This window comes from Microcystis sp. M061S2, assembly GCF_020245605.1.
Lineage (GTDB): Bacteria > Cyanobacteriota > Cyanobacteriia > Cyanobacteriales > Microcystaceae > Microcystis.
In genome coordinates this window covers 1-18,686 of sequence record NZ_JADBUP010000137.1, presented here as the reverse complement: position 1 = coordinate 18,686, position 18,686 = coordinate 1, and the positions used below count along the sequence as shown (strand labels likewise).

General features: G+C 44.0%; 15 protein-coding genes. 10 read left to right on the top strand and 5 right to left on the bottom strand.

The genetic code is table 11. The features are described 5' to 3' along the window. Positions 1-102 precede the first annotated feature (102 nt). Positions 103-1,215, bottom strand: coding sequence for a DegT/DnrJ/EryC1/StrS family aminotransferase (locus IM475_RS20435; RefSeq protein WP_287728935.1), 1,113 nt, complete (start codon positions 1,213-1,215; stop codon positions 103-105). A 126-nt stretch (positions 1,216-1,341) separates the two neighbouring features. On the opposite strand from IM475_RS20435, the gene IM475_RS20430 reads away from it, so the two are divergent. Beyond that, positions 1,342-2,118: an ABC transporter permease gene (locus tag IM475_RS20430; protein ID WP_287728934.1), complete on the top strand. Its 777-nt coding sequence runs from the start codon at positions 1,342-1,344 to the stop codon at positions 2,116-2,118. Positions 2,119-2,226: 108 nt separating this feature from the next. Here IM475_RS20430 and IM475_RS20425 read toward each other — a convergent pair whose 3' ends face one another. Continuing rightward, positions 2,227-3,243, bottom strand: coding sequence for a type I glyceraldehyde-3-phosphate dehydrogenase (locus tag IM475_RS20425; protein WP_012265625.1), 1,017 nt, complete (start codon positions 3,241-3,243; stop codon positions 2,227-2,229). Positions 3,244-3,628: 385 nt separating this feature from the next. Continuing rightward, on the bottom strand, positions 3,629-3,949 hold the full coding sequence (locus IM475_RS20420; protein ID WP_002768353.1) for a DUF3155 domain-containing protein: 321 nt from the start codon (positions 3,947-3,949) through the stop codon (positions 3,629-3,631). A gap of 388 nt (positions 3,950-4,337) precedes the next feature. Between IM475_RS20420 and IM475_RS20415 the strand changes: the two genes are divergently transcribed. The 4 genes from IM475_RS20415 (at position 4,338) to IM475_RS20400 (ending at position 9,042) form a co-directional block, all read left to right on the top strand. After that, complete coding sequence (locus IM475_RS20415; protein WP_287660525.1) at positions 4,338-5,594, top strand: GAF domain-containing sensor histidine kinase; 1,257 nt, start codon at positions 4,338-4,340, stop codon at positions 5,592-5,594. 119 nt (positions 5,595-5,713) lie between these two features. Then, positions 5,714-6,091, top strand: a complete 378-nt coding sequence (gene ebsA, locus IM475_RS20410; protein ID WP_287660524.1) for a type IV pilus biogenesis protein EbsA — start codon at positions 5,714-5,716, stop codon at positions 6,089-6,091. A gap of 34 nt (positions 6,092-6,125) precedes the next feature. Next, positions 6,126-7,202, top strand: coding sequence for a phosphotransacetylase family protein (locus IM475_RS20405; protein WP_287728933.1), 1,077 nt, complete (start codon positions 6,126-6,128; stop codon positions 7,200-7,202). A 40-nt stretch (positions 7,203-7,242) separates the two neighbouring features. Beyond that, positions 7,243-9,042 carry an ABC transporter ATP-binding protein gene (locus IM475_RS20400; protein WP_287728932.1) on the top strand — a complete coding sequence of 600 codons (1,800 nt, stop codon included), beginning with the start codon at positions 7,243-7,245 and terminating at the stop codon, positions 9,040-9,042. 24 nt (positions 9,043-9,066) lie between these two features. Here IM475_RS20400 and aroQ read toward each other — a convergent pair whose 3' ends face one another. Beyond that, positions 9,067-9,522 carry a type II 3-dehydroquinate dehydratase gene (gene aroQ, locus IM475_RS20395; RefSeq protein WP_159251592.1) on the bottom strand — a complete coding sequence of 152 codons (456 nt, stop codon included), beginning with the start codon at positions 9,520-9,522 and terminating at the stop codon, positions 9,067-9,069. Positions 9,523-10,192: 670 nt separating this feature from the next. Here aroQ and mutL point away from each other — a divergent pair. After that, positions 10,193-11,845 carry a DNA mismatch repair endonuclease MutL gene (gene mutL, locus IM475_RS20385; RefSeq protein ID WP_287728931.1) on the top strand — a complete coding sequence of 551 codons (1,653 nt, stop codon included), beginning with the start codon at positions 10,193-10,195 and terminating at the stop codon, positions 11,843-11,845. Between the two features lie 293 nt (positions 11,846-12,138). Here the strand turns inward: mutL and IM475_RS20380 are convergent, their stop codons facing one another. Next, the gene (locus IM475_RS20380; protein WP_287660520.1) at positions 12,139-12,609 is read right to left on the bottom strand and encodes a DUF4079 domain-containing protein; all 471 of its coding nucleotides are present in this window, start codon (positions 12,607-12,609) and stop codon (positions 12,139-12,141) included. A 287-nt stretch (positions 12,610-12,896) separates the two neighbouring features. Between IM475_RS20380 and der the strand changes: the two genes are divergently transcribed. From der to IM475_RS20360, 4 genes are all read left to right on the top strand, one after another. Beyond that, positions 12,897-14,255, top strand: coding sequence for a ribosome biogenesis GTPase Der (der, locus tag IM475_RS20375; protein ID WP_104395626.1), 1,359 nt, complete (start codon positions 12,897-12,899; stop codon positions 14,253-14,255). Between the two features lie 3 nt (positions 14,256-14,258). Next, a complete protein-coding gene (locus tag IM475_RS20370; RefSeq protein WP_287660518.1) occupies positions 14,259-15,134 on the top strand; it encodes an energy-coupling factor transporter transmembrane component T family protein in 876 nt (291 codons plus the stop codon). 711 nt (positions 15,135-15,845) lie between these two features. Continuing rightward, positions 15,846-17,849, top strand: a complete 2,004-nt coding sequence (gene uvrB / locus IM475_RS20365; RefSeq protein WP_287728930.1) for an excinuclease ABC subunit UvrB — start codon at positions 15,846-15,848, stop codon at positions 17,847-17,849. Positions 17,850-17,853: 4 nt separating this feature from the next. Continuing rightward, on the top strand, positions 17,854-18,686 hold an 833-nt coding region (locus IM475_RS20360; protein WP_287660516.1), incomplete at its 3' end, for a flagellar assembly protein H.

The window sequence follows — 18,686 nt, the reverse complement described above, 5'->3', positions numbered from 1 at the left end:
GATTATTTTTATTTATTCTTCCCACTTCCTAATTCCTAATTCATCATTCATCATTCATCATTCATAATTCATAATTTATAATTCATAATTCCCACTGATAACTCAGGAACTATGCAAACAATCTTTCAGCGCATAGGCTACCTGTTGTTGTTCCTCAAAGCTTAAATCGGGGAACATAGGTAAAGATAACACTTTTTCACTGGCCAATTCAGCCATGGGTAAATCACCTTTTTTATAGCCTAAATACTGATAAACCGGCTGTAAATGTAGGGGAATCGGATAATAAACCATCGATAGGACATCTTTTTCCTGCAAAGCCGCCCGCATTTGGTCACGATTTTCCGTTAGGATTGTGTACTGATTCCAAACGTGCTTACCCCCGGCTAAAGCGGCGGGTAAAGTGATATTAGGCAAAGGTTGCAGTAATTCCCGATAACGTTGGGCAATCTCGATCCGTTGATTATTCCAAAAATCGAGATATTTCAGCTTAATTTGCAAAATAACCGCTTGAATGGCATCTAAGCGGCTATTCACCCCAATTACCTCATGGAGATAACGCACCTTGCTGCCGTGTTCTTTAATCATGCGAATTTGTGCCGCTAACTCGGGGTTATTGGTGGTAATTGCGCCACCATCGCCACAACCGCCTAAATTTTTGGTGGGAAAGAAGCTAAAACAGCCAATATCGCCGATACTCCCCACTTTCTGCCCATGCCATTCTGCTCCCGTTGCTTGCGCGCAATCCTCAATCACCAATAAATTATGAGAACGAGCGAAATTTACCACCTCAGACATATTGACAGATTGCCCAAAAAGGTGTACTGGAATAATCGCTTTAGTCTGGGGAGTAAGCGCTTTTGCCAACAGTGCCACATCGAGGTTAAAAGTATTAATATCGATATCGACAAAAACCGGCACTGCCCCGACTAAATTAATCGCTTCGGCGGTGGCAATAAACGAAAAAGTAGAAGTGATTACTTCATCCCCCGCTTGAATACCGAGGGCGCGCAGTGCCAGATAAAGGGCATCAGTCCCCGAATTACAGGCAACACAATCGCTAACACCATGATAGAGGGCAAATTGTCGCTCTAATTCGCTCACAGCTTCACCGCCAATATAGCGCCCAGAACGGAGGATTTCTAAAACGGCATGGTTAGCTTCTTCGCTAATGACTTGGTATTGACGGGATAAATCGACGGGGGGAATTGTACTCACGCGCTTTCACTCAAATTAGAGACTAATCGGGATTTGTCGGCGAAAAGAAGGAATAATTAGTCAAAAATAATTATAAACTTGCTATTTATAGATGAGGTATCGTTGTAATTTGTTTCTTTTATTTTTATGGATGGATTAGTAGAACTAAATCTGGTGGATTTGGGTTGGGCTTTGGGGATGATGGGTATTTGTTTACTCCTCTCCCGTTGGTCAAATTTAGCTCTAGAGGGCCAATTATTATTAGCGACTGGTCGCTCGATCCTGCAATTATTAGTGGTAGGCTACGTTATCGCCGTTATTTTTTCCCTTGATAATCCTCTGGCAGTGCTGGGGATTTTGGCAGTAATGATGACTATTGCGACTATTGTTGCTAAAAATCGCATTGATAGCCGGGATAAAGCCCTATTACCGCTAGTTTTCGGCTCTTTATTAATTAGTAGCTGTCTAACTTTAGGTTATGCGATCGCTTTAATCATTCAACCAGAACAATGGTACTCACCCCAATACTTGATTCCCTTGACGGGAATGGTGTTAGGCAATGCCATGAATAGTGCCTCTTTAGCCGGGGAAAGATTAAGCAGTACCATTAAAAGTCACCGTTTGGAAATCGAAACCCATCTTTGTTTAGGGGCAACCCCGCAACAAGCGATCGCAGATTATCAAAAAGCGGCGATTCGAGCTAGTCTAATCCCCACCCTCAATCAGATGATGGTAGTGGGTTTAGTCAGTTTACCCGGAATGTTCACCGGACAGGTATTGGCAGGAAGTGAACCTTTAAACGCCGCTTCCTACCAGATACTGATCCTGTTTATGATTGCCCTAGCTAACCTAATCACCGCTCAATTGGTGACAGAGGGAATCTATCGGCGCTTTTTCAGTGAGAATTTGTCACTTATCAGTTAACAGTTATCAGTTAACAGTTATCAGTTATTAGTTATCACTAGCCACTAACCACTCCTGACTCCTAATTAACGCCCACTGTTCACCGATTACTGTTTACTGATAACTGATTTAGCCTTTCCACTTGCTGGCGACGACTTCAGCGAGATCAACCACCCGTTGGGAGTAACCCCATTCGTTATCGTACCAAGCGATAACTTTCACCATATCGCCACCCATCACCATCGTTAGACTAGCATCGATGATCGAGGAGGCATCAACACCGCGATAATCAGAGGAAACGAGGGGTAAATCATTATATTCGAGAATTCCTTTCAAAGAATTTTCCGCAGCTTCTTTGAGGACTTCGTTTACCTGTTCCGCAATCGTGCTTTTTTCCACTTGCGCCACTAAATCCACTACAGAAACGTTAGGAGTGGGTACACGCAGGGCGATACCGTTAAGTTTTCCTTTCATTTCGGGGATAACTAAGGCTACAGCCTTGGCGGCGCCGGTGGAGGTGGGAACGATGTTAACGGCGGCGGCGCGAGCGCGACGGAGATCTCGGTGACTAGCATCCAGAATGCGTTGATCACCAGTGTAACTGTGGGTGGTGGTCATCGTCCCTTTGATGATGCCGAAGTTTTCGTGAATCACTTTGACGACAGGAGCAAGACAGTTGGTGGTACAACTAGCATTACTGATGACGTTGTATTTATCGTGTTCGTATTCGTGGGCGTTGACACCGACGACATAGGTTCCCACTCCCGAACCTTTACCCGGTGCGGTAATGAGGACTTTTTTAGCTCCTGCGACAATATGCTTAGAAGCGCCCTCTTCATCAACGAAAACACCGGTAGCTTCGATCACTAAATCTACACCCCATTCTGCCCAGGGCAGATTGAGGGGATTGCGATCGGAATAACATTTAATGGTTTTACCGTTAACAATTAAAGAATTATCATCGGCATCGATATTAGCGTTAAGTTTGCCTAACATCGAGTCATACTTGAGCAGGTGAGCGTTACTCCGGGGATCGGATGTATCATTGATCCCCACTACTTCTAAGCCACTATTAGTCCGTCCTAACCAACATCTTAGGAAATTACGTCCAATCCGTCCGAAACCATTGATCGCTACTCTAATCACTGCTGCTTGCCCTCTACGTTCTAGTGCAATACATAAAAAAATAATTAATGTTCCCAATCATACCTTAAAGGTTGAACTTTACGATCCTGATCGAAAATAATTTATTACCTCAGCAATCCTATCGGGTTTAAATGAGAAAATTTAATTGATTAAAGCGATTTAAAGCCAAAATCAGCCTAAATAACCGCTAAAAAATTCTCATAACCCCATTCCCTCTTTAGCTGTCCGCCTTTTCGGTGATCAGATGTGAGTTTTCAGTTCACTGATTACTGTTTACTGATTACTGATCACTTAAATGTCCCCGCTCCTCTTATCCTCAAAAAAAACTCGTCTACTTTTCCGTAAACGAGTTCACTTTCCATGATACGATTAATAGTCCTGTGAATTATTTGGCAACTGCTACCGGTGCTTTGACGGGCTGGGGCTGGGGCTGCAGGTCGCGCAAACTGGGGAAGAGGAAGTGGTTTTCCTCCACATATTGCGCTCCAAACAGTCCTTTTTCAGCCCAGAAATAGCGATCGGTTGTATGCTCGTTACGCTTAACAATCAATAAAGCTGGTGGGCTAATGCCTATAGCTTGAATATACTTACGCGCCGCAGTTACGGGTTTATCTTCGCCACTTTCAATACTATACTGGGGTACAAGTTCAAGTATCTTACGTCCTTCTTGACGACGGCGACTTTTACGTTTCCGTTTTCTGGCCAACCCAATTACCTCCTGTTTTGGCTAATCGTTGTAATGATAGTTACAAAAGCCGTAGCGATTATATCCCTTCTAGACCAAGAAATCAAGTGTCTCTCACAAAGCCAATTACAAACAAGTTTGACTAGAAGCTAGACTGGGACTATGTTTAAGTTTTTCTGACAAAAACACCGCCCCAAATCCCGATACAAAACTTATTATTCTTAAACTTTTTTTAATATATACCGTGATCCACCCCTAAAATAGTGACCAAACCCTTGTCCTAATTGCTTTTTGCTGGCTGCCCTCGACCCAAGGGGATGGCCATTCTCTCCTGTGTAAACCGGGAAACAAAACTCGCAACCCTAGCTGTATCTAGGTTTTCTGATTTTTTACTTTTTACTTGCTTGGTATGCCCTTCTCCTTCCGCTCCCGGACTCCCCTGAGTAATGATTTTATTGCCCTCTGTCAGGCACAGATGGAACTTTTGCGGGAGCAAATGGAAGCAGACAGAAGTGCGGTTTATTTAACTGAACCTTTATCGAGTGATTTAATTCCAGTCGTTGTTTATCCGCCTTTTAATCCCCCTTCTCCCCAAAAAAAGCGGCTTTCCTTACAACCAGGGCAACCGGCGGCCGACTTGTTAACTGCGGTTAAGTTAGAAGATTTATCCCACCTCTGGAGTAATCAGGAGACCGTCAGCAGTCATCGCTTGTTTTTACCCTTAATGTATGAAGAGGGCATGATCGGATTATTGGTGACAACCAGAGAAAAACGACCTTGGCAAAGTTGGGAATTAACCCAGATGGAAAAAATCACCCAAACCCTCGCTTTAGCCTGTGTACTCGATCGGCAATTGGGAGAAGAACGTTATTATCGACAATGGCAAAGTCAGCGCCTCGATACCTTTCTCCATCAAATCCGCAATCCCCTCACCGCTTTAAAAACCTTTGGTAAACTTCTGCTCAAAAGACTTTTAGCCGAAGAAGGTAACGATCCCGCCATTACCGGTATATTGAGGGAAAGCGATCGAGTTCGCGACTTAATTGCCGAATTTGAGGCCCAAATTCAGCAAGAAAGCGAAAATTACCCCACCGTCGATATTCCTCTCCTGCAAGCGCAATCTTCCCCCACTGCCTTTCTCTTGCCTGCTGGCAGCAGCCAACTAACTCCGATCGATCTCCATGATATTCTCGATCCGCTGCTCCTTTCGGCCCAGGCCGTAGCCAAAGAGAGAAATCTCAGTCTAGAAACGATTCACGGGGAAGACATACCACTTATTTGCGCCAATATCCCCGGTTTGCGGGAAGTATTCAGCAATTTAATTGATAATGCCCTCAAATATACTCCTGCTGGCGGAAAAGTCACCGTCGAGGTGCAGAATGTTAAGAATAGTGTAGAAATTGTTTTTAAAGACACGGGTTATGGTATAGCGAGGAGCGATCAAGAAAGAATTTTTCAACGTCACTACCGGGGAGTGCAAGCGGGGGGAGATATACCCGGTACAGGATTGGGCTTAGCGATCGCCAAAGAATTAATTACCAGCATGGGGGGGACGATTGAATTTATCAGTCCCAATCCTGAGCAAACAAGTTCCCCCTACCCCGGCACGGTTTTTCGGGTTCATATACCAGTGATACCCGATGATAACCTCAGTACAGAAACTTGATCTGGTCGTAAATTCTGCCAATTGTCCCGATCGGGAGATTCCGGGGGCGATCGGTTAAAATATAAGGAAAATATCATTTTTACTGGTAACTTGGCCGTGAAGCAAAGAATTAACTAATTATGCCGACTATCGAACAATTAGAACCCGCTAATAAGGCTGATGTGTTAGTATATATGCCCTACTATGCCAAGGACAAACATAGTATCCTGCCCTATGCGATCGCTTTGTATCAAGGAGGATCTTTAGAAGGTCGTCGTCGCATAGAAAACAGTGAAGGGATTCCCTTTGTGGCCTCTTGGTATGTATCAAAATTGCCCTCGGAATTGACCCGTTGTCGTTTACAATTTGAAGGACAGGCCGACCTAAGCTATGAGATGACGATTATTAACGCTGAGTTGATCGAATATCTCATCGGTGCAATTAAAACCTTTAAGCAGCTAGGTTCGGCCGACTTTTCGCAGGGATTTTATCGGAAACTGCTGCGATTTGAAGGATAAAAATCGAGATTGTACGGGTTAAAAGGAGCAAATCGTGGCGAAATCAGCCAAATCTATACTCATCTCTTCCCTGGAACCCCTCAGTGGTAAATCGGGAACTGTCGTCGGTTTAGCGCATCTCTTGCGGCAAAAAGGACTAGAGATAAGTTACGGCAAACCAGTGGGCAATTGTCCGGGATACGTCGATGGGCAATTGGTCGATGAGGATGTAGAATTTATTCGGCAATTACTAGAATTATCCCCCGAACAGCTGCGTTTACCCCTGATCTATACGGATGTGGATTCCGTTGCTAAACGTCTACAAGGTACAGATAAACAGGACTACGGCAATATTCTTGCTGGTTATCTCGATCGAGTTAACAGTGATATTATCCTCCTCGAAGGGCCGGGGACTCTCTGGGAAGGGAGTATTTTTCAGTTGTCGATGGGGGAGATGGCCAAAATTCTCCAGACTCCGATCCTATTGGTGGCCCGCTATAGTTCTCCCCTGATTGCCGAGAGTCTGCTGAAAGCAAGAGAGGAATTAAATAATCAGCTGCTGGGGGTAGTGATTAGCGATATCCCGGCCGATGATTGGGAGGAAGTACAATCTCTCCTGAAACCCTATCTGGCCCGCCAAGGGGTGGAAGTTTTAGGACTGTTACCCGCTAGTAAACTGCTGCGCAGTATTAGTGTTCGGGAAATTGTCCATCTTTTGGGGGCAAAAGTATTATGTCGGCCTGATCGTTTAGATTGGATGGTAGAAAGTTTAGCGATCGGGGCAATGAATGTCAACGCCGCTTTAGAATATTTTCGCAAGGGGGAAAATATGGCCGTGATCACGGGCGGCGATCGCACAGACCTACAGTTAGCTGCCCTAGAAACTTCTACCACCTGTTTGATCTTAACTGGTTCCATCTCTCCGGATCCCCTGATTCTGGGCCGGGCCGAGGATTTAGAAGTACCGATTCTCTCGGTAAATTTAGATACTCTCAGTACCGTGGAAATTGTCGATCAGGCCTTCGGGAAGATTCGCTTACAGGAACAGGTAAAAGTCGCTGGTATTCGAGAATTAATGGAGGAACATTTCCAGATTGATCGCCTGTTAGAAAAGTTAACAATAGGGGTGTAATTTCTCCCCGGCTGCCGAGAATTTCATTGGAAATCACTTCATGAGTCTATCATCCCCCCCTGTGTCCCCTCCGGTCAAAGAAAATGACTGGAGCTTATTATTAAGATTACTTCCCTACGCAAAAAAGCAAAAAGCCCTGCTATTTTGGTCATTAATACTTCTTTTTCCCCTATCTCTCACGGGGGCGATCCAACCCTTAATTATCGGTCAAGCGGTTTCCCTTTTGCAAAAGGAACAAACCTGGGGTTTTTTGGCTCGAATGCCCTTAACAGCAGCCATTAATACCTTAATTATTATCCTGTCAGCTTCGATTATTTTACGACTGATTTTAGGGACAACACAAGGTTATCTAGTGCAGAAAGTCGGTCAGTCCATTACTGCTAATGTCCGGGAAGATTTATTTACCCATGTCACCTCCCTTTCCTCTAGTTTTTTTGATCGCTCTCCCGTGGGACGTTTAGTCACCCGTTTAACCAGCGATGTGGAAGCATTAGGAGAAGTTTTTGCTAGTGGGGCGATCGGAGTTGTCAGTGATTTGGTCAATATTTTAGTTATTATCCTCACCATGTTTACCCTGCAATGGCAATTAGCTCTATTGTTGGTGTTGATGTTATTTCCCGTCACTGTTTTAATTATCTTTTTTCAAAAACAATACCGCATCGCTAACTATCAAGTACGCGAGGAATTATCAAAACTTAATGCCCAATTACAGGAAAATGTAGTCGGAGTTAATATTGTTCAATTATTTCGCCGCGAACGCTTTAACGCTGAAATGTTTCGCGCTATCAATACTCACTATCGTCAATCCCTAGATAAAACAATTTTTTATGATTCGGCTGTCTCAGCTACTTTGGAATGGATCGGATTAATTGCCGTGGGAGGAGTATTATGGTTAGGCGGGATTTTGATTCTCCAAAAAACCATTGATTTTGGGGTTTTATCGGCTTTTATTTTATTCTCCCAACGTCTCTTTAATCCCCTGCGTCAGTTTGCCGAAAAATTTACCATGTTTCAAGCTGGTTTTACTGCTATCGAACGCATTGGTGAATTAATTAGTATTCCCATTGAAATCACCGATTCTAACAATTATAAAGAGATTTCTTTCCCAGAAAAATGTCAAACTGGCGAGATTATTTTTGAAAATGTTTGGTTTGGTTATAAACCTGATGAATATATTATCAAAGGTCTCAATTTTACTATTCATCCTGGTGAAAAAGTCGCTTTAGTCGGTCCCACTGGTGCGGGAAAAAGTTCGATTATTCGTCTTCTCTGTCGTCTTTACGAACCAAGTAAGGGCAGAATTCTAGTGGATGGTATCGATATCCGTTATCTTCCCCAAGGGGAATTAAGACGTTATATTGGTGTCATTCTCCAAGAAACTTTTCTCTTTGCTGGGGATGTTACTCGCAATATTACTTTAGGAGAAAATTATGATTTTGAGCAGGTGAAGGCAGCGGCTAAATTAACTAATATCGATCACTTTATCGAGGAGTTACCCGATGGTTATCATACCCGTTTACGCGAACGGGGCGCAAATTTGTCGGGAGGACAAAAACAATTACTCGCTTTTGCGAGAGTCGCTATTCGTAACCCGGAAATTTTAGTTTTAGATGAAGCTACTGCTAGTTTAGACGTGGGGACAGAAGTATTAATTCAAGAAGCTTTAGAACAGATTTTAGTCGATCGTACTGCTATTATTATCGCCCATCGTCTCTCCACTATTCGCAATGTCGATCGAATTCTTGTGCTGAAACGCGGGGAATTAGTCGAATCGGGAACCCATGAAGATTTATTAACCAAAGACGGCCTCTACGCTAGTTTATCGAAAATTTGGGTTTAAAAGCCCGAAGTTCCAGCATTTGTCTTAAATTTTCCCATTCTTTTGCAAATAATCGACTAATGCCCATAATCCTAAGCGATAACTTTCGGCCCCAAAACCGCTAATCTGTCCGATGGCTATATCGGCAATGTAGGAATGATGACGAAAAGACTCGCGTTTGTAAATATTGCTTAAGTGTACTTCCACACAGGCAATTTTTGTGCCTAAGAGTGCGTCGCGGATGGCGATACTGGTATGAGTATAAGCTGCTGCATTAATCAAAATACCGTCATGCTGACCCCATGCTTGCTGAATCCAGTCCACTAATTGCCCTTCCTGATTGGACTGGTGCGCGGTTAAATTCACCCCTAAACGGGTAGCTTCTTCGCTTAAAAACTGGTTAATCGCTTCTAAATTGACGTTACCGTAGAGATTCGGCTCTCTTTTCCCCAATAGGTTTAAATTCGGTCCGTGTAAAACCAGAATGCTTAGTTTATTCACTACTGTCTTCCCTATCATCACCAGAATTAATCTTATCTCGATCAGGGATTATTGCCTATCAACAGCATTTTTGCCGCTACGGTAATCAGACTAAATCCAGTTATTAAAAACTGATTATTTATTCTCCGTTTTGCAGGAGTGCCTCTCCTGATATGTAGCCCATACTCCACGGATTTAGTATTGCTTCCGATTTTATCACTCAATCCAAGCTTTTGGGGGGTTCTACCCCCCAAACCCCCCGTTGGGGGCGTGGCGCGGTCACTGAGCGTGTCGAAGTGCCGCCCCCAAACCCCCCGCGCATTAGTTTTTCGGTGGGATGCTTACACGCAGCTGCTGACGCATCTGTAATAATACTAAATTCGGTTATTAAAAACTGATTATTTATTCCCCCTTTTGCCTCTTGCCTTCTGCCTCTTGGCTCTCCTCATAAGTAGCCTATGCTCAACGGATTTAGTATAATTTAAGAGTCACTCCCCTTGCAGCAGTGCATCTCCTGATATGTAGCCCATACTCATTGGACTTGCTCCAGGACTATCGCTATATTTGATCAGTGCAGCGGGATGGCAAGGAAGCAGCGATCGCCGATAAATTGGTAGGGAGGGGAGTCCTTAATCATGCACCCCCTGTGCGACAATGTATCGAGTTTGCCCTTGGCTAAAACCATTAATTGATGACCTTACCCATACAAGTTTTACCCCAAGACGTAATTGATTTAATTGCCGCAGGAGAGGTAATCGACTCTTTAGGCGCTGTGGTGCGAGAATTAGTCGAAAATGCCATTGATGCGGGGGCAGATAGGATTACCATCGATATATCTCCCCAAAACTGGCGAATACAAGTATCGGATAACGGCAGGGGAATGTCTAGAGAAGATTTGCAACTGTGTAGCTATGCCCACAGTACCAGCAAAATCCGCCAACGGGACGATCTTTGGCAGATTACCAGTCTCGGATTCCGTGGTGAAGCTTTGCACAGTATCGCACAGGTGGCGCGTCTGCGGGTTGCCAGTCGCCATGACGATGATTTAGGTTGTTATTGTCTTTACAATCACCAGGGCGAGCCGGATAATTTAGAAACGATTCCTATCGCTATCGGCACTATCGTCACGGTAGAGAATCTCTTTGGTAACTTTCCCGTCCGTCGTCAAGCTTTACCGTCAATTAACAAACAATTAAAGGATATACAGACTTTAGTTCATAATTTTGCTCTCTGTCATCCCCATATTACTTGGCAGGTTTTCCAAGATCATCAAGATTGGTTACGCATTAGTCCGGGTAAGGATACCAGTCAAATATTACCGCAATTAGTTAAATCTCTGCATTTTAACGATTTAGCAGCCCTAAAACTTGACTTAACGACTCCTGACGCAGAATCTGCCCAAATTGAATTAGTCATCGGTTTGCCCGATCGCATTTCTCGCCATCAACCGGATTGGGTTAAAATTGCTGTTAATGGGCGAATGGTGCGCTCATCGGAGTTAGAACAGTCAATATTTAAAGCTTTCGCTCGCACGGTCCCTAAAGATCGCTATCCCGTTTGTTTTCTCCATCTACATCTTAACCCTCGTTCGATCGATTGGAATCGTCACCCAGCCAAAGCGGAAATATACCTGCATAACCTCGTTTTTTGGCAAGAACAGATAATTTCAGCCATAGACAAGGCGTTAGGACTAAATCCCGAACATATACCCGAAAAAGCGCAAAATCAGCGCGTCAGTCAAATTCTCAAGGCTGCCGAGGAAAAAAGCACCTATACAATAGGGGAGAAATCCAGGAAAAATCGGCTGGAATTAAAGGCATTAGCCCAAATTCACCAAACTTATATAGTTGCTGAACATCCTAACGGATTATGGTTAGTGGAACAACATATTGCCCATGAGCGGGTTTTGTACGAACGTTTAGAGGATAACTGGGAAATCGTGCCGTTAGATACTCCGATCATCTTAAATCAGTTAACTACTCGACAAGTCGAACAATTACAACGTTTAGGATTAGAAATTGCTATTTTTGGCGATCGTTCTTGGGCAATTCGTAGTATTCCTGTTCTACTAAAAGAGCGACAGGATCGGGCTGATGCTTTACTAGAATTAAGTTTAGGGGGCGATTTACAAACCGCTCAGGTGGCCACCGCTTGCCGTAGTGCGATCCGCAACGGTACAGCTTTAAGTTTAGAAGAAATGCAGAATTTACTCGATGATTGGCAAAATACTCGTAATCCCCGCACTTGTCCCCACGGAAGACCGATTTACTTATCCTTAGAAGAAACCTCGCTCGCTCGCTTCTTCCGTCGTCATTGGGTAATCGGCAAAAGTCACGGCATTTAATCAGTTATCAGTGATCAGTTATCAGTGATCAGTTATCAGTTATCAGTGAACTGTTCACTGAAAATTGGCAGATATGGCTAGAGATCATCTCATACTAAATCCGTTGAGTATAGGCTACATATCAGGACAGGCAAAAGGCAATAGGCAAAAGGAGCAATAGATAATCAGTTTTTAATAACCAGATTTAGTATCACTTTTTAATAACTGGATTTAGTGTCAGTTTTTTGCTCTCCTCTCCCTTCTCCCATGGGGTTAGATGCGTCTGATGACGCATCCTCTCTGTTCAGGTTTTCTTACATTTTGCTGAGAATACGCTGGACTATATCCATTCCTGTGAAGGCTTGCCAGCCAAAAAGACCTAAAATGACGGCATTAAGGGTAATATGGGTGATTCTAGCCAATTCATTGCCTTTTTGCATTAAAGGTACTAAAGCGGCGCTAATCGAGATTAAACCCACCATCCCTAAACCGGCCAGCAGATGGGGACCGACAAATAATTTACCGTTATTAATATAAGTTACCGTCATGCCTCCGATCGTCCCCAACACCATTAAAGCGAGGATTAGAGAGCCAATTTGATAGTGTTTAGTGCGAAAATCCTGGGGCAATAATTGTTTTTTTAGGTCTTTATCTGCTGTGCGCGTCCGTCGCCATTGTAGCCCCGAATAGAGGGCATAGATAGTTAATCCTAATAAAACCCACATTAAAATGGGATGGCCAAATTGTGACCAAGTTTTTACGGCACTGGGAATCTCGAGGTTCATAGTTGTCTGTTCTCATCAAAGATCGCTTCTTAATAAAAATTAACATGAATCGCTCGCGCTTCCTTGTTTTCTGGGTCACTGGACCTGTGAGGCTAAATCCCGTTTAAAAGCTATAGGAGATTGGGGTGTGGGGAGAATAAATAAAAATAATCTCCGGACGACCGACGACCGACCCCTATCTCCATTACTACTATCTTTAGGTACACCAACATTTAAATCAACCAAGGTCGATCGCAAATCGCTATGATAGAATATTGGGCCTTGAATTTCCGCCCCCTCCCCCTCTTATGAAACTGCCTGTCGTCGCTATTATCGGTCGTCCCAATGTGGGCAAATCTACCCTCGTCAATCGTATCGCTGGAGATCAACAGGCGATCGTTTTTGATCAACCCGGGATTACCAGAGATCGCACCTATCAACCAGCTTTCTGGTGCGATCGAGATTTTCAAATTGTCGATACAGGAGGGCTAGTTTTTAACGATGACAGCGAATTTCTCCCTTTAATCCGCGAACAGGCTTTAATCGCCCTAGCAGAGGCAAGTGTGGCGATTTTTGTCGTCGATGGCCAGGCAGGAATTACCGCCGGCGATCGAGAAATTGCCGCTTGGTTACGACAGCAAAATGTCCCGATACTTTTGGCAGTTAATAAGTGTGAATCGGTGGAACAGGGTATCCTGCAAGCGACGGAATTCTGGGAATTAGCCATCGGTGAACCCTTCCCCATCTCGGCCATTCACGGTTCTGGTACAGGAGAACTACTCGATGCGGTGATTAAATATTTGCCACCCGCGGCGGAAATTACCGAAAATGAAGAAATTAAAGTGGCAATTATCGGTCGTCCTAACGTGGGTAAATCCAGTCTCCTCAATGCTTTAACCGGACAACAACGGGCGATCGTTAGTCCGATTTCGGGAACCACCAGAGACTCGATCGATACTTTAATTGAACGAGAGGGACAGGTTTATCGGTTAATTGACACCGCTGGCATTCGCCGTAAGAAGAATGTGGACTATGGAGCCGAATTTTTCAGTATTAACCGTGCTTTTAAGGCAATTCGCCGGTCTGACGTGGTACTATTCGTCATCGATGTGCTAGATGGTGTCACCGAACAGGATTTAAAATTAGCGGGGCGAATCATTGAAGAAGGGCGTGCGGTGGTGCTAGTGGTCAATAAATGGGATGCGGTGGAGAAAGACACCTACACCATCAATACTTATACCAAAATGCTCCAAGATCGGCTGTATTTCATGGATTGGGCAGAAATGATCTTTGTCAGCGCCATGACGGGGCAAAGAGTCACCAAAATCCTCGAATTAGTCGATATTGCCGCCGAATCTCACCGTCGTCGCGTCAGTACCTCGGTAATCAACGATGTGATCGAAGATGCGGTTAAATGGCACAATCCCCCCACCACCAGGGGCGGAAAACAGGGGAAACTATACTATGGCACGCAAGTATCGAGTCAACCCCCCACGATCGCCCTTTTCGTTAACGATCCCCAGCGCTTTAATGATAACTATCGCCGTTACATCGAAGGGCAATTCCGGCAACAGTTAGGCTTTAAAGGAACCCCGATCCGCTTAATCTGGCGCGGCAAACCGGCGCGAGAAGTGGAAAAAACGGTTAATAGAGCCACCAAGGTCTAATTTATGGATTTATTGCGAAGTTTGCCCATCGGTCTTTATCTCGATCAACCGATTACCCGACTACATCAACTAGATGCGCGGGTAAAATTTATCTGGTTAATGGCTTTTTTAGCAGCACCTTTATTGGCTAATCCTTGGTGGCGTTTAGCTTTGGTGGGATTGTTAATGTTGTTAACCCTGTTGGCCCCTATTCCTCCCCGCGTCTGGCGGCAACAGATGGGCTGGCTGATATTTTTAGCGATTATTGTCTTTCTGATTACTGCTATCACTCCCGATGGTTTAGGGGTGAGTATTCAACCGCGTTTACCGGATGAAGGGCTGAATTTACCGCCAGCAAGTGATTATCAGTATGTTTTATGGGATAGAGGTCGTTTATTTGTTACCCGACGTTCTTTGGAATTAGCAGTGAGAATTAGTACCTTAGTTTTTACTTTAATTTATAGCACTAATCTCTTTTTGTTGACGACGGCACCGGAAGAAATTACCGAAGGTTTAGAGAATTTAATGAGTCCTTTACGGCGATTTAATGTGCCAGTGACAGAAATTTCTCTGACTCTGACTCTGTCTTTGCGCTTTATTCCCCTGGTTTTAGAAGAAGTGCAAAATCTAGCTAGGTCAGTGCGAACTAGGGCGATCGATTGGCAAAAATTAGGGATTAAAAGAAGTTTAAACGTCTGGTTAACAGTAGTGGAAAAATTACTAGATAATTTGCTTTTGCGTGCGGAACAAATGGCGATCGCTATGGAGGTTCGCGGTTTTACCAGTCCCAATCAGCATCAAGTACGCTGGCACCAATTACAGTTAAGATGGGCTGATTTTATTGCTTTATTTTTGTTAATTCCCTTTTGGGCAGCCCGATTAGTTTGGGGGGGTTTATAGCAGTTATCAGTTATCAGTTATCAGTTATCAGTTATCAGATTTGAGTTTTAAGTGTGCAGTATTAAATAGAAGTTTCCTACTGTCTTTTCACTGATTACTGTTTACTGTTCACTGTTTACTGTTCACAGCAAAAACTCCCCACACCCTACACCCAGCCTAGACTTTAACTGCGTTGTCACCCTTTCATGGCGCAGATGCTGACGGTAGTGACGAGTCTACGTTCTCAGAACCGCAATGTTTTGGAATTTATATAGCGCTTTTCACGTTACTGAGGTATCGACAAGTTTTGCCAACAAGGGGTTTAAACCCCTTGCCCATACCTCATTCTGATGAAAACTGCTATATATAAGTAGAGCGGATAGGGTAATCAACCGCTTTAAAAACCCCTGTAGTCTAATCACTACGCTATCTGCACCTTGACAATTAAAGATACGGGGTTCTACTCAAGAGTTCTAGTTTCTCACCCGCTCGTGATGTAAAATCTTTACAGGAACTAGACAAAGCAGTATTTGAAGCTAACACTTCAATTCAAGCAAATTTTGTAGAAATACAACTATCGTAGGGCATACGAAAAGTAATGCTTGGGGAGAGAACCACCTCTGGGTTGGATAACGCAAGGCATCTAATTTAAGTGGACTCGATGAACCAAGAATCCCGCGCATGAGCGCTTCGGGGAGTGTCAATTTGCCTGTTCTCTACACCTAGCCGCTAATGACCGCTTTTCAACTACAAGCACCCTTTCAACCCACTGGGGATCAACCAGCAGCGATCAATAAATTGGTAGATTCCCTGCAAAACCAGCATCGTTTCCAAACCCTCTTAGGGGCAACCGGCACCGGCAAAACCTTCACCATTGCCGCTGTGATCGAGAAAATCGGCAGGCCTACCCTCGTTCTTGCCCATAATAAGACCCTGGCCGCCCAATTATGCAACGAATTGCGGCAATTTTTCCCCAATAACGCCGTGGAGTACTTTATCAGCTATTACGACTACTATCAACCGGAGGCTTACATTCCCGTCAGCGATACCTACATCGAAAAGAGTTCTTCGATTAATGATGAGATCGATATGCTGCGCCATTCGGCCACGCGATCGCTATTTGAACGCAGGGATGTGATCGTGGTCGCTTCCATTAGTTGTATTTATGGTTTGGGAATGCCAGCGGAATACCTGAAAGCGGCGATTTCCCTGACAGTTGGTCAAGAGTTCGACCAAAGGCAATTATTACGGGCCTTGGTGTCAGTGCAGTACAATCGCAATGATTTAGAGTTAACTCGCGGTCGTTTTCGTCTGAAGGGCGATATTTTGGAAATTGTTCCCGCTTACGAGGATCGGGTGATTAAAATTGATTTTTTTGGCGATGAGATTGAAAGTATTCGTTATCTCGATCCCCTGACGGGGGAAGTTTTGCAAAAATTAGAGCGAATTAGTATTTATCCGGCCCGTCACTTTGTTACCCCGGAGGAACGTTTAGAGGTGGCCTGTCGGGATATTAAAACCGAGTTAGATAACCGTTTATTAGAGTTAGAAAAAGCGGGCAAATTACTGGAAGCGCAACGGTTGGATCAGCGGACTCGTTATGATTTGGAAATGTTGCAGGAAGTGGGTTATTGTAATGGCGTAGAAAATTATTCGCGGCATTTAGCGGGTAGATTAGCGGGGGAACCGCCGGAATGTTTGGTGGATTATTTTCCCCAAGATTGGTTATTAGTTGTGGATGAATCTCATGTTAGTGTGCCGCAAATTCGCGGGATGTATAATGGCGATCAATCACGAAAAAAAGTTTTGATCGATCACGGGTTTCGTTTACCGAGTGCGGCGGATAATCGTCCTTTGAAGTCGGAAGAATTCTGGCAGAAAGTTAATCAATGTATTTTTGTTTCGGCCACTCCAGGAGATTGGGAATTAGCACAGTCAGAAAATCGCATTGTTGAACAAATTATCCGACCGACGGGAGTTTTAGACCCGGAGATTTTTGTGCGACCAACCGAGGGACAAGTGGATGATTTATTAGGGGAAATTAAGGCGCGAGTGCAGTTAAATGAACGGGTTTTGATTACCACTTTAACTAAACGCATGGCGGAAGATTTAACCGAATACTTGCAAGAAAGGGGAATTAAAGTTAGATATCTACATTCAGAAATTCAATCAATTCAACGGATTGAAATTATTCAAGACCTGCGAGAAGGGGTCTTTGACGTGCTGATCGGGGTAAATTTGCTTCGCGAGGGGTTAGACCTGCCGGAAGTGTCTTTAGTGGCGATTTTAGACGCAGATAAGGAAGGATTTTTAAGGGCTACCCGCTCTTTAATTCAAACTATCGGCCGGGCTGCTCGTCATATTCGCGGTCAGGCAATTCTTTACGGGGATAATCTCACCGATAGTATGATTAATGCGATCGAAGAAACCAAGAGACGGCGCGCTATTCAACAGGAACATAACCAAAAACATGGGATTATTCCGCAACCGATTGTTAAAAGGTCGAGTAATTCAATTTTGGCTTTTCTGGATATTTCCCGTCGCCTCAATTCCCAACAATTAGAGCAGGTTTGTGAGAATATAGAAGAACTTTCTTTAGAACAAATTCCCGAGTTAATTCAACAACTAGAAGCGCAAATGAAAGAAGCGGCGAAAAATCTAGAATTTGAGTCAGCGGCTAAATATCGTGATCAGATTAAGCAATTACGAGATAAGTTATTAAATCACGTTAGATAAACCTATGACTAGATTTATTCATGACCAGTTTGCCAAAGATTATCTCGAAGAATTATTATCTTCTCTGGGAGAGGTAAAATCGGCACGGGTTGTACGCGGAGAAGTACGAGAAATCGATGTCTGGTTTTCACCCCAGATTCTCGATAATAATCCTAGAGAACTGCTGGGATTACTAGGAAAAATGGCGATTAATCCCTGTTTATTTGAACCCTTTCGCAATCCTGTCACTGCTACAGAAATTAGGACTTGTCTGTTAAAACTGTTGGAAGTGGAAGGAGAAATTAATCGTCGAGCAAATCGTCAGAAAACAAATGTTAATGATGGGGAAATCCCCCGTCTCTGGATTTTGACTCCCACCGCTTCCGCGCAACTGTTAGAAGGATTCGGAGCTAAATTAGATGAGGAGAATTGGGGGGAGGGTATCTATTTTTTAGCTCCCTCTTTACGGACGGCAATCACTGTTATCCATCAATTACCCTCAACAGAAGCAACTCTCTGGTTAAGAATTTTAGGCCGGGGAAAAGTACAAGCAAGGGCGATCGATGAGCTAGAATCGTTACCAGAGGATCATCCTTTTCGGGTAAATGCTCTAGAATTATTATTAAACTTGAGAACCTCTTTAACTAACGATCAAGAGCTTGAACAGGAGGACAGAGAGTTAATTATGAGATTATCACCTTTATACACTTCCCGTCTTCAGGAAGAACTGGATGCTGGCCGTCAACAGGGTCTTCAACAGGGTCTTCAACAGGGTCTTCAACAGGGTCTTCAACAGGGTCTTCAACAGGGTCTTCAACAGGGTCTTCAACAGGGTCTTCAACAGGGTCTTCAACAGGG